The sequence below is a fragment of the Exiguobacterium sp. s194 genome (assembly GCF_018618275.1).
In the GTDB taxonomy this organism is placed as follows: Bacteria; Bacillota; Bacilli; order Exiguobacteriales; family Exiguobacteriaceae; genus Exiguobacterium; species Exiguobacterium chiriqhucha.
In genome coordinates, this window is record NZ_JACSLT010000012.1 from 25,858 (window position 1) to 37,905 (window position 12,048).

The following is a 12,048-nucleotide window of genomic DNA, read 5'->3' on the forward strand; positions in this document are numbered from 1 at the left end:
AATATGTATTTCCGACCAAAGAAAACATTAAGGAGTTAGCACAAATGGCCTATACACACCTTACCACGGATGAACTTGCGTCCATAGAATTATATTACCACCAGAAAATTTCGGTCAGTGAGATCTGCCGGAGAATTAAGCGTTAAAGAGAGATCGTCTATAATGTAATTAATGCACTCAAAGCAGGTATATCTGTACTGGAATTCTATCAGAACGATAAGAAAAGAAAATCTCTTTGCAGAAGACGTAGAATCGTCCTTCCTAAGCATCAGATCAGTTATATTCAAAAAAGGATAGCCGACGGCTGGACACCTGACACCATCATAGGCAGAAATGAAGAATCTATCAGCTGTTCTGTTAAAATTCTGTACAGAATGTTCAGAGAAGATATTCTTCCTGTTCACTCACTTCCGATGAAAGGGAAAAGAAAACCTAACAGTCATCATGAGAAAAGAGGTCGTCAGACTTTCAAACGTCACATTTCAGAAAGAACAGTTGAATTTCCTGACTTTGATAAAGCGTTCTAAAGTGGATCCCATTGTCAAAACACTAATTTTATAATAATAAGGTGAAAACAGTCATTCTTCTTGTCCTTGTCCCATCTTGCAGACCCAGCCTTTCCTATGCCAGGTTCTGTCAAGGGCGTATTTTCCCTTGACAGGTCCTGGGATGGGAAAGATAATTGCTCCGAGATGGCAAGGACAGTAACCTACTGAAAATAGATGGATGCCGGTGTCCTATAACCCAATGACTGGTGGGGACGTTCCCAGTTATAGAATTCCATGTAGTCACGGATGTTCTGTCTCGCTTCTCTTGGTGTCCCGTAGTCCTTCAGATAGACCTCTTCGTACTTGAGGCTCCGCCAGAAACGTTCGATCATGATGTTATCCAGTGCCCGACCCTTGCTGTCCATGCTGATTTGGACGGCAGGCTGTTCCTTCAGGAGGTGGATATATTTGGAACTGGTGAAGTGGCTACCCTGGTCACTGTTGAAGATGTCCGGCTGCCCGATCGTGAAAGCCCGCCGGACGGCATCCAGGACAAAACCTATTTCCAGTGTCTGGTCCAGTTCCCAGCTGATGATATACCGGGAGTGCCAATCGATGATGGCTGCCAAATACATCCAGCTATCCTGCAGGCGGATATACGTGATATCAATGCCCCAAGCCTGGTTGGGACGGGTAATGTTCACCCCTTTCAGTAGGTATGGATAAATGCGATGCTGCAGGTTGCGTTTACTCAGATTGGGGCCTGGATAGAGAGCCTGTATGCCCATCTCGCGCATGTGACGCTGGACTCTCTTGCGGTTGATATTCACCTCTTCATTTTTCAATACTTCGGCAATCCTGCGTGACCCTTAGAACGGATATTTGGTGTAGATCTCATCAATCCTATGCTTGATGGCAACCTCTTCAGGCGAAGGGGCAACCGGCCTGTAATAAAGGCTGGAACGATTGAGCCCAAGCAGATCGGCCTGTTGGGAAACAGGAAGTTTACTGTTTCCCCATTCCATCATCTCTACCCGTTCCTGTCTAATCGTGGTAGATGCCAGATTTTTTTTTGATCCACGACAGCTGCGTGGTTAACTTTCCGACTTCTGCATAGAGATTTTCCAGTTTCTCTTCATAGTCGGCTCTCATCTTCTCTTGGTCCTTGTTCTGTTTCTTGAACACTTGTGGCATCTCTGACAGGAAATGTGTTTTCCACTTATGCAGCTGGTTCACATGGATGCCATGTTCGGAAGCAATCTGGCTCATTGTTTTTTCTTCCTTCAAGATTTCCAACACAACTTGAGTTTTGAATTCGGGTGTATATCTTTTTCGTTTCATATACCTACCTTAACATCTCCTTTTTCGTGTCTGAAATCTTGGGTCCATTATAAAGAGACAGGGTTATGTGGTGCGCGTGGCATCGATCAAGAATTTATCCATGACGTGGATGCAACCATCGTGTTGGACCGTCGGGGCACACGCGACATTGTCACCGGATGTCGAGGCATGTTCGATTTTTGTGAAGCGTCTTATGGAGAACTGTTCGAAAGAGCGGGGCGATTGGTCGGAATGAACGACTGGAAGGCGACGCGCAACGGGGGATCAAGTGATGCAAAAGTATTTGCGGAATTCGGTATTCCGTCTGTGAATCTATCCATCGGTTACCGTGACGAGCATACAGACTTCGAGGAAGTTGACTATTGTGCAACATTTGAGACGGTGGTACTTGTCGAAACAGTCCTTAGTCATCGTCTGATTCAACAAAATAGCTGAAAAAATAGGAAGGCAGCACTTGAAAAAAATGCTGCCTTCCTATTTGCAATTTTCCTTGTATTAAAATGATTCTATTTTTATTCCCCTACCATTCCGTCATTATCGTTATCACGCATATAGGGGTAGAGCCAATGGTCGCTCATGATCGGCATCGTGAAACCGGCGTCTTTCGCTTCCTGGATCGTCACCTGACCGTTGCCATTCGTATCTACGCTCGAGACATCGCCTGTGGCCTCAGGTGCAGCTGCGGGTTCCGGTTCACCTTCTGTTAGGCCGAGTGCTGCATTCACTTCATCCGGGTTAACGTTGTCGAAGGAATCGGTGACGACATTTCCTTTGACCGTATAGGTGTATTGGTAGTGTGACGGAATATAAGTTTTCGTATCCGGATAGGTAATGATCGCCTCGAAGTCGGTCGCGCCGCCGGCCATACGGATGACGTCCTCCATATAGGCCTGGTCCCCGTAGCGGTTGAGCGTGCTATCTTGTGGTGTGATGTTGTAGGCGTTCGAGACGCCCCCGAGCGAGTCAGCGATGACGTGGCCTTCATCGAGATCACTGTTTTCGACGCCTGAGACCTTCGCCTCGTCATGATAGTAACGGCCATCCGAGGTCACATCCTCCGAATCATCATCCTGCAAGATGATCTGATCGGCGATGACACGAATCAATTGACCATGTTCGTTCGTGAACGCCCAATACTCGCGATCTCCATATCCGATATCGACGACGACGTTCGCCTCACGGTACCCGGACAAGTCCCCACCATCAACATTGATCAGTTTATAGCCGGAGAATTGATTGTTATCCGAATTTGTGACCGTTTCTTCGGCTGTTGCAGGTTCTTCTGCGGTCGTCTCCGTATTTGCGTCGTCTGTGCTCGTTTCGGTCGTCTCGACGACTTCTTCTGTTTGAGTAGCAGGCTCCTCTGCTTTCTCATTTGTAGAAGGGGTGTTTTCACTGGTACAACCGGCCATCAGCAGGATGGCCAAAGGCAAGGCTAAGTAGGTAAATTTCATTTTGTTCTCCTTATAGCATGTATATATGTAGATGAGTCAATACGATCTATGTTCAATTATATCCTCCGCATGTTTACGATGCGCCAATCCTTCACGTTTTGTTCGTCCATATGTTGAGTGACGCGTTCGATCATTCTAAATCGTTCGCGCTGACAAAAGTTGTAGGCTTCTTCCGGTAATGGCAGTTCGACCTCAATCGTGACTTTCACTTTTTTTCTTCGTTTGTTGAATCGATTCAGCAAATGATGTTCCAGCTTCGTGATGAACGCGTCGTCACCAATACCCTCTTCTGACTTCAGTACGCCGGTTATCTCAGGACTGATTCCATCAAGGTGGTGTTTGATTTCAAACGGTGTCGCATCTAAGTACTCGCAGAGGTGATCAAAGCGCAGTAACTCTGTACCGTGATATTGCTGGATCCATTCTTGAAGTCGCATGAGGAGAACCCCTTTTTAGTTCAAGTGTACCTCGTAGGGTTTTAACAAACAGTGACGAAGTCGTGTACAGCGTATGTAAGGTGCCGCACATGAGACTTGTTCGATTTCGTAATTCTGTCCTTCCTTAAAAACGGACTTTGTTCTGAGCCTCCATCTCTGCCAGCTTTGCCTTTTTCACATCAGGATCAGTGGTGAACCGATAGCTGCTTCCCTCATGGATCCAGGTCTCATCAAGGATAATGCCATTCATAATGTGGCGATACGGCATGGCGGTACATAACGTGTATCCCTTCAGATAGTGTGCAGCTTCCTGAATGGAGACACACTCCTTTACTTCTACCCCGTCTTTAAAAATCAGGACCGGTTTATACGTCTTGTTTATTGCGATTGGTTTTCGTAAATCCATTTCTCTCACTCCTCCTATCATCACACCTTACCTATTTATGTATGTGGTCAACCGCAGGAATTAGAAGCTATTTAACAAATAGCGGATTATAATAAAGGTGTGTTGGATAATTTTACAATAATTTTAAAGTGGAGTGATAGAAGATGAATAAATTGATCAAGATTGGGAGTGCCGTTCTATTTAGTGGAGCGCTATTGGTGTCACCATACGGGGAAGCATCAGCCGCTACGAGCATTAAAGTCCATTACATCGATGTCGGACAGGGAGACGCCATCTACATCAAGATGCCGAGCGGTGAGGACGTCATCATCGACGGGGGTAACAAAGGAAAGGGCGATGCCATCGTCGCCTACCTCAAAAAGCAAAAAGTTGACGATATCGAGGTATTGATCTCGACGCATCCGGATGCGGATCATATTGGTGGATTAGACGAAATCCTAGATGCCTATCGTGTCGAGAACGTCTACGCGCCGAAAGTGAAGCACACGACCCAGGCTTACAAAGATTTTCTGCAAGCCGTCAAACGGGAAGGGAAGACCATCAAAACGGCACAGGCCGGCGTGAAGCTACCGATCAAAGGCGTCAGTGCGAAGTTTGTGGGTCCGGTCAAATCCTACTCGAACAGTGACTTGAACAACTGGAGTGCAGTCCTTCATGTAACGTACAAGAAGAACACGTTCTTGTTCACGGGAGACGCGGAACACGTTTCTGAGAAGGACATGATGGCGAAGAAGCAGACGCTCCGTGCAGATGTCTTAAAGGTGGGACATCACGGTGCCAAGACGTCGACAAGCAGTACGTTCCTGAACACGGTCAAACCGAAGCATGCTATCATCAGTGTCGGGAAGAACAGCTACGGCCATCCGACTTCCGAAGTGGTGACGAACTTGAAGCGTCAAAAAACGAACACGCTTCGCACAGATAAGAATGGCACGATCATCATTACAGGGAACGGTTCAAGTTATGCCGTAAAGAAATCAAGATGAAGCGACGGAGAGGTATCATCGATCGATTTGAAGGGGACTTGGCTGTCGTCGAATTCGGAGAAGTGATGGAGGATATTCCAAAGTCACGACTTCCAGACACGGTTCAACCTGGTGACGTGCTTTGGTTTTATGAAGATGGGAAAGTTGAAGTGGACGCCAAGGAACGCAAACGATTATCGAGTGATATCGATGAGTTGATGGATGAGCTTTGGGAAGATTAAAAACGAGTATCAATTATTCATGATTGTATTTTTAAAACTTACAAATCAGTATTTTTTAATAAAGACAAATCGGCAAATAATTTTTATCTAAATATAAAGCTCGATTGACATTGAATAAAAACTGATATAAAGTCAACAGCATAATATTCACTAGGAGGATTGTTAAGAATGATGCACGCCGGGAGATTACGCCACCACACTTTGAACAATGGCTAATTGAATATGTTCAAAGGCTCTGTTTTCATAAAACAGAGTAAATGGGAGTAGTCTGCACATTTTTATCAATCTTTGACGAAGAAACCACACACTTACAAACATAGCAGATTTACAACTCTTTTTGTCGTGTCCTTTTATTTTTGATAATGGACGCTTCTTGGTTGTAGCTCATTTACTCTTGATCACAGACACCATTTTGTCTGTGATTTTTTTATGACTTCATTTAGTTAAGTCTAATTAGAAAAGATTGAAATGAAAAAGTATTAAAAATGCATACATTTCACTTGCTTATCGCACAACATAAAAATTGGAGGAACAAATCATGAACGAATTTAAACGGCTTGCAAAAAATAAAGGATTAGATGTGTTAGAGAATAGCATTGTGGTAAATGAATCGGGTGTTGATTTTCAAGTTGCTTATGCAAAAGATACGCTTGGTAGCAAGTGGATACTAAGAATTCCTCGAAGATTAGATTCGATGAGGAGCGCCTTGAAAGAAAAGGGGGCACTAGAAATTATGGAAGAACATGTGAGTTTTCAAGTTCCAAATTGGTCAATTTTTGATGATGAACTAATTGCGTATAAGCAATTAGATGGTGTTCCGGTTGCAACAATTGATGTAGAGCAACAAGATTACATCTGGAGTTTTGACAAAGAGAATACACCACAATCTTACTATCAGTCATTAGGTAAAGTGTTGGCAGAACTACACACATTACCACATCGACACTTCAAAGAAATCGGTATCAAAACTCTATATGCTAGAGATTTAAACAGTTCAATGAAGATACGGATGGAGAAGGTGAGACAGAAGTATCATGTGAATTCAGAGCTATGGGAGCGTTGGCAAGAATGGTTGGCGAATGATTCGCTATGGCCATCGCATGTAGGTGTAAGCCACGGGGATTTACACCCTGGCCACATATTAATAAATAAGAATTTTGAGGTCTCTGGTTTGATAGATTGGACAGAAATTAGTATTGCGGACACATCTGTGGATTTTCTATCACATCTATTACTGTTTGGTAAGGATGGTTTGACAAAGTTACTCGATGCTTACGACAATGCAGGCGGAAGAACATGGCCAAGAATGGATGAGCATATAATTGAGTTGTTAACAACCAGCGCAATAACTGTAGCTGAATTCGCAGAGATATCTGACCTACAAGATATGCGTGAAACAGCTGCTCATATGCTTACACAAAATGTATGAGGTAAAAGCAATGGCAGCGCTCTGAAATTGAAAAGGGTATGATTTTTTAAATCATCATACCCACGAATGTCACCAGAGTCTTTCGATGTTAAACAATGAAATTCTTGAAAGGGACTTTTGTTCTTCATCTAACAACACGTCATGCCAGTGATTTTCAAGCGATTTCAGGACCGGTCTCTCCAAACGATTGGTTTTTTCAAGATGGTGTAAAGGATGTACGGCACTTTCCGGGACGAAGTGACCACTGACCAATGGTTGATTCGGTAATGCGATTGTATAAGCCACAAGCTGATCTTCACTGAAGTCATGATTATTGGCGATGCCGAACTGCTGAAACCCGAGACCCCTACCATGAATATACATGAGCGGCTCATCGACGCGATCCATCTTCAGGTTCGTCTCGAGGGCCGCTTTTGCGTTCAGATAGGGCTCCACCTCCTCGGGGAACACACTTTGTACGGCATGCACCCGTTCATAAAGACTGAGGTCAGCGTCTTTCCATCCCATTCGCCGCTCCAGCTGTTCAAGGTAATCAAGAGGGCTCTGTTCTTTCTCCTGTTGTAAGGTGTGTACTTTTTCTAAGTGTGACTCGATATGGTCAAGAAAGGTCGCGGACGTCTGATGGACTTCCTGCAACAATTGTTCCTTGTCTAAAAGTTCCTTGTCTTTCGTCCAACCGGCCAGATAGGAGAGCGAGAAGTCGTCCGTCGGGAACCCGAGTTGATGCGAGACGACATAGGCGACCATCTCGGCTTGGAACTCCTTCTCGGGTGCCGTGAGCGGTTGGTCTCGTTCAAAATTCCGCTCCTGGTTGTGCAGCTCCGCATGGGCGAGCTCGTGGATCAGGACGCTGATGTCCTCGATCGACGTGTTTCGTGGGTTCAAGGCGATTGCATGTAGCTCCGGATAGTAACAGCCCTTCGCCGTCCCGATCTCGTCGAGGGGTTCCTCCAATAGTGTCACATTCCGGGCATCCGCGAGCGTCGTCAAGGCGTCACGGATGTCTTGTTCGTTCTCGAGCCCGCCGTCCCGGTGATACCGTTTGAAGATGTCCGAGACCTCGATTCCTTTTTCACGCGCATCGGTCTGCGTGTACTCGAACACGTGACCAATCTTGAAGTACATCATCTTGCGTGACGGGATGCGTCCTTGTTTCACACCGTCCTTGATCGGCTTCGGTGCCTTACTGAGCGGTACCCATTCGTCCTTATGCAGGGCGTACGTCACTGGACTTGGGACGAACACCTTGATGCCACGTTCGCCTTTTTGCACCTGTGCGCCTTGCTTCTCCCAGAACGGATAAGAGCCGACCGCGACCGCACCAGGAAATTGGGACTCGATCAAGACCGCGTTCCGCATCGAGTATTGATGGAACTTACCGAGGAACTGTAGATGTTCTCGAATCTTTTCTGGGCTCTCGAAGTAGCTGTCGATCTGTTTTTCCATCTGTTCCGTCAAAGCCTCGAGCTCGGCTTTCCGTTCTTCGTTCGTCTTCATCTTGGCCATCGTGTCAGACTCCTTCCTTCAACAAGTCGGTGACAGATTCATCACTATCCGCAAATTCGTTCAGTTCACGTTCAAGTTGTGACGACGTTTCCGGGATGTCGAGTAACAGCTGTGTCCGCTCGAAATTGACGGGAAGCAAAACAATCTCGTCTCGCGCGATGGCGGTTAAAAGTTGGTGCTCGGAAACGGACACCGGGATGTCGTACTGGTTCCCATAAATGAGGACCGTGACGGTATCGGATTGAAGCGTCAACAGTTGTCCCATCGTAAAGTGACGGTCAAGTGGTCGCATAAGGTTCATCCTCTCTAGAAAGTTAGTGTGTCCTTCTTCTGTTTTTGATGCTCGATGCGTTCCTGGACGATACATTCTGCCGTCGTGAGGAACGTCGGCTTGAACTGGTCCGTCGTCATAATGTCCTCGATTCCCTCGGTCTGCATCAGCGCCTGCAGGAGCTCTGTCAGGATTTGTCCGTGACGGTCAGAACGGTTCGCGGCGAGCCGAATCCGCTCGAGTTCCGTTGACACCTGCTCGTTCATCAACTCCTCGAAATGACATGTAACCTGCGTGCTGATCGAGCGGGTGAGGAACTGCATGTCCCACTTCTCGTCAGCCAATTGTTTATGTTCTTCTGCGATATGATCGATGACCTGGCCGAGATGGCCGAAGCGTTTGTCGTCGGCGAACTCTTCTAAATACGCGATTGTCTCCGGTTTCAAGCGAAGACGGATTTGTCTCAACTCTTTCATCGTCCTCCCTCACTTTCCATATTCGATGTCCCGTTCCAGCTGTTCGAAAGCACGTTGGTTCTTCAAATGTTCGAATTCGTCGTTCATGTGCCGCTCGATCCGGTAGAGTGATTCGTTGAATATCTTTTGTTGTTTGAATGCGCGTCGGACCGGATGTTTGATAGGTTCACTCTTCTCATTCACGTGTTGCTCTTTCGCCAGTTCTCGCATCTCGGAGAGGATGGCATTCCCCATTCGGGTGTAGAGGTCCTGTCGCTTCGTCGTCCGGTACTGCTCGGCTTTCTTCGTGTCGCCGTAGCTGCGACGATGGAACGACACCTCCTGCTCGAGCTTCTCGTTGAAGGCCAGAAACTCTGATTTGAAGTGAATGTCGATATAGCGGTCGGTCAGACGGTCAAGTGATTCACGGAGCGGCTGCATCCCGTTCATGTTGTAGCGCCATTGACGTTTGTCTTCCGGCAAGCGTTCATAGATGTCCTTGAATTGACGGACGAGGTCGGGATGCAGGACACGGTTCTGGAGCGTTGGAATCTTCCGGTTCCGTTTATGCGCGACCAGTTCGTCTCTTATGAACGCGTTCAGCTTCTCCTGTTCTTTCGTCCGGTCGGCGAGGGAATGGATGACCTTCGACTTCATCAGCTCAATCGATTTCGGTTTTCGTTTGCCACGCTCACGCATGTGGCTCGTCTCGACGATGGCGACATGCACGTGGATATTGTCGGTGTTGTAATGCACGGCACCGGTCCAGTAGGCATGGACCATCTTCTCTTTTTGAAGCATCGAATCGACCGCGTTTCGTGTCGCCTGGATCAATCGTTTCTCGTCGACGAGGTCATTGTGGAGCACACCAGTCTCACGTAGCCAGGTGTTGTCGAACGAGATGACGTCCTGCCAGAGGATGCTCCCGTTCTCTTGCGCGTGCTTGAAGATGTCGCGGACGACGCGACGCTTTTCGTCATCCAACAGGTCGTCCTCGCGTGTGAACAGACCGCTCGATTTCATCTCGTCCCCCATGTAATCATGGTACGTCTCGAACTGTTCGCGGCTGTCTTTGGCGTCCGGTCGATTGATGTAGTCGAGGTACGTCGTGTAACGACGTGACTTCTTTTTCGTGCCCGGCACCTTGAACTTCGACTTGATGACAACGCCCGGCGTCTCACGCATCCTGCATCACCTCGTTCAACAACCGGGTCAACTCGGCGAGCTCGTCCGCGCTCCGTTTCAGGTGGAGCGTGTTCGCCTCAAGCTGTCGTTCGAGTCGCTCGACCTGCGTCGATTGGATGCCGTTCGCGCACCAGGAGGCGAGTAGTTCTTTCAAATATTGTTGCCGTGAGTGGTTATGTTCCTTGGCCCATTCATCGATTTGCTTTACGATGACGGGGTCGATGTCGCGGAGTAATAGATCCATCTGTCTGACCACCTTCCTAGAGGCTGTATATTGCCGAGGTCCTAAAAGTTCGTTCAAAGAGCATAAGGGGAAACTGCTATCACTTGTCGTGATAGCCCAGGCAGAGCCTGGGGTTTCCGTGATATCACCAAAAGTCCGAAAACGGCACGAAATGTGCCGGTGAAACCAGCGATTTGGCACGAAATGTGCCACTTAAATCGACAGTTCCCGGAGCCGGACGCGCAATTTGTCGTGCTTTTCTTCGAGCGCTACGACCGACTGTTCGAGCTTCTCGAGTTCAAGTGTTAGCTCGTCACGCTTCCGGCCGATGTCAAAAATCTCGTTCTCCTGTTCGACCTGTTCGTCGAGCGAGAGATAGGGGAGTTCGCTTTCGAGCTCCTCTTTGTCACGGTCGATCCGTGTGATCTGTTGCCGCTGCGCTTCGACTGACTGCTGCGCTTTTTCTAACTGGCGTTCGGTCTCCGCGAGCTCGTCCTCGACGAATAGTCTCGTGAAAGTTGTCTCGTCAGATGAGGTGTGGCTCGCCTTTTGGATGGTCCGATGGTCGGCATAGAGGGACGTCAAAAGACCGTTCTCCCGTTCCTCGGGTGTGAGTTCCTCGATTGATTGCGACTTATCCAATCCGTAGATCCGGACGGCGAGTTGGTCGAAGTCGTTCGGCACGTCCTTCAATTCGAGAACGTATTGGTCGTTCCGTTCATAAAGCAAATCAACTTCCTTCTCCGAATCCGGACGCGCTTTATAGACATAGCGGAAGAGATGATCGTTCGTGTTACCTGGTGTTTCATCGAGTGAGAGTCGGACGCGCATCGTTCGTTTTTCCGTGTCATAACTCCAGGCATGGAGCGTCACGGTCTCCCCGTTCGAGAGCCGGATTACCTCATTGATCGGCGTCTCATTGACCGGTGCCTCTTCAGCAAAGAAAAACGACGAGGTGCCGAAGAAGAGGAAGCCGATGACAAAGAATACCCCGAGTCCGAGATAGAAACGGGAGACGTTCTGGGTGAGACGGCGTCGCGTTTGTCGTCGCATCTAGATCCCTCCTTCCGATGTCAGGTCTTCCATCTCGGTGACAACTAAACGCCCGTTGATGGACTCGAACGTCAGGGCCAACAGCTCTTGCGTCGTCTCTTCATAACCCGTCTCGGTGATCAACAGGTCCTGTTCGAACCGGACTAGACAATCTTCTCCGGAGACAGAAGGGAACACCTCGATATCGCGGACGGTCGTCTCGAACGTGCCGACATCACTCCCGTCCGCGGCGAATAACGTGGCCGCGAGATCTTCCGACATGACCTCTTTCGCCTGTCGTTTCTGGGTCGTGTAACTGTCCTTCGTGATGGTGAAGGCATACTCGATGAAGCGTGTCGCGCGTGTCACCAGCTCTTCCATTCGTTCCATCTCCGTCGAAGCGACGACTGGTGAAGTGTCTGACGGCGTATCCTCGGAGGTTTCCGATTCAGAGGGAGTGACGCTCTCATGTTTCGTCTCACTAGGGTCTGAAGTACTCGTGACAGCCGTCACTTGTTGATAGAAAAAGGCGTTCGCCGCGAGTGAAATCAGAAGCAGTACCCCGAACAGATACGCGAGGTGACGTGCGGTGAAGTTCATTCCTCCTCCTCCTT

General features: G+C 48.0%; 14 protein-coding genes and 2 pseudogenes. 5 read left to right on the forward strand and 11 right to left on the reverse strand.

Annotation, left to right across the window (positions count from 1 at the left end; translation table 11 throughout):
- Nucleotides 1-44: 44 nt before the first annotated feature.
- Nucleotides 45-524: pseudogene (locus KNP85_RS15970) on the forward strand (IS30 family transposase); the annotation flags it as partial.
- Between the two features lie 185 nt (nucleotides 525-709).
- On the opposite strand, the pseudogene KNP85_RS14025 reads toward KNP85_RS15970, so the two are convergent.
- Nucleotides 710-1,829, reverse strand: a pseudogene (locus KNP85_RS14025) (IS3 family transposase).
- Between the two features lie 105 nt (nucleotides 1,830-1,934).
- On the opposite strand from KNP85_RS14025, the gene KNP85_RS14030 reads away from it, so the two are divergent.
- Entirely contained in the window at nucleotides 1,935-2,264 is a 330-nt protein-coding gene (locus KNP85_RS14030) for a peptidase M42 family protein (protein ID WP_242686692.1), read from the forward strand.
- Nucleotides 2,265-2,341: 77 nt separating this feature from the next.
- Here the strand turns inward: KNP85_RS14030 and KNP85_RS14035 are convergent, their stop codons facing one another.
- The 3 genes from KNP85_RS14035 to KNP85_RS14045 form a co-directional block, all read right to left on the reverse strand.
- Nucleotides 2,342-3,283, reverse strand: coding sequence for a DNA/RNA non-specific endonuclease (locus KNP85_RS14035; protein ID WP_114167509.1), 942 nt, complete (start codon nucleotides 3,281-3,283; stop codon nucleotides 2,342-2,344).
- A 56-nt stretch (nucleotides 3,284-3,339) separates the two neighbouring features.
- Nucleotides 3,340-3,720 carry a hypothetical protein gene (locus KNP85_RS14040; RefSeq protein WP_029596478.1) on the reverse strand — a complete coding sequence of 127 codons (381 nt, stop codon included), beginning with the start codon at nucleotides 3,718-3,720 and terminating at the stop codon, nucleotides 3,340-3,342.
- A 124-nt stretch (nucleotides 3,721-3,844) separates the two neighbouring features.
- Nucleotides 3,845-4,126 (reverse strand): hypothetical protein, encoded by a 282-nt coding sequence (locus KNP85_RS14045; protein ID WP_029596479.1) that lies wholly within the window; start codon nucleotides 4,124-4,126, stop codon nucleotides 3,845-3,847.
- Nucleotides 4,127-4,269: 143 nt separating this feature from the next.
- On the opposite strand from KNP85_RS14045, the gene KNP85_RS14050 reads away from it, so the two are divergent.
- From KNP85_RS14050 to mphN, 3 genes are all read left to right on the forward strand, one after another.
- Entirely contained in the window at nucleotides 4,270-5,112 is an 843-nt protein-coding gene (locus KNP85_RS14050) for a ComEC/Rec2 family competence protein (RefSeq protein ID WP_131472583.1), read from the forward strand.
- Nucleotides 5,109-5,333, forward strand: a complete 225-nt coding sequence (locus tag KNP85_RS14055) for a DUF3006 domain-containing protein (RefSeq protein ID WP_024127775.1) — start codon at nucleotides 5,109-5,111, stop codon at nucleotides 5,331-5,333. Before KNP85_RS14050 ends, KNP85_RS14055 begins: the two co-directional genes overlap by 4 nt.
- Nucleotides 5,334-5,871: 538 nt before the next feature.
- Nucleotides 5,872-6,762 (forward strand): macrolide 2'-phosphotransferase MphN, encoded by an 891-nt coding sequence (gene mphN, locus KNP85_RS14060; protein WP_131472585.1) that lies wholly within the window; start codon nucleotides 5,872-5,874, stop codon nucleotides 6,760-6,762.
- Between the two features lie 69 nt (nucleotides 6,763-6,831).
- Here mphN and KNP85_RS14065 read toward each other — a convergent pair whose 3' ends face one another.
- From KNP85_RS14065 to KNP85_RS14095, 7 genes are all read right to left on the reverse strand, one after another.
- Nucleotides 6,832-8,268, reverse strand: coding sequence for an ImmA/IrrE family metallo-endopeptidase (locus tag KNP85_RS14065; RefSeq protein WP_138858530.1), 1,437 nt, complete (start codon nucleotides 8,266-8,268; stop codon nucleotides 6,832-6,834).
- 4 nt (nucleotides 8,269-8,272) lie between these two features.
- The gene (locus KNP85_RS14070) at nucleotides 8,273-8,560 is read right to left on the reverse strand and encodes a hypothetical protein (RefSeq protein ID WP_214803675.1); all 288 of its coding nucleotides are present in this window, start codon (nucleotides 8,558-8,560) and stop codon (nucleotides 8,273-8,275) included.
- Nucleotides 8,561-8,574: 14 nt separating this feature from the next.
- On the reverse strand, nucleotides 8,575-9,015 hold the full coding sequence (locus tag KNP85_RS14075) for a hypothetical protein (RefSeq protein WP_214803678.1): 441 nt from the start codon (nucleotides 9,013-9,015) through the stop codon (nucleotides 8,575-8,577).
- Between the two features lie 9 nt (nucleotides 9,016-9,024).
- Entirely contained in the window at nucleotides 9,025-10,179 is a 1,155-nt protein-coding gene (gene mobP2, locus KNP85_RS14080) for a MobP2 family relaxase (RefSeq protein WP_214803680.1), read from the reverse strand.
- A complete protein-coding gene (locus KNP85_RS14085) occupies nucleotides 10,172-10,423 on the reverse strand; it encodes a hypothetical protein (RefSeq protein WP_214803683.1) in 252 nt (83 codons plus the stop codon). The genes mobP2 and KNP85_RS14085 overlap by 8 nt, the downstream gene beginning before the upstream one ends.
- Nucleotides 10,424-10,615: 192 nt before the next feature.
- The gene (locus KNP85_RS14090; RefSeq protein ID WP_214803686.1) at nucleotides 10,616-11,455 is read right to left on the reverse strand and encodes a hypothetical protein; all 840 of its coding nucleotides are present in this window, start codon (nucleotides 11,453-11,455) and stop codon (nucleotides 10,616-10,618) included.
- Nucleotides 11,456-12,034 (reverse strand): hypothetical protein, encoded by a 579-nt coding sequence (locus KNP85_RS14095; RefSeq protein ID WP_214803690.1) that lies wholly within the window; start codon nucleotides 12,032-12,034, stop codon nucleotides 11,456-11,458.
- Nucleotides 12,035-12,048 lie beyond the last annotated feature (14 nt).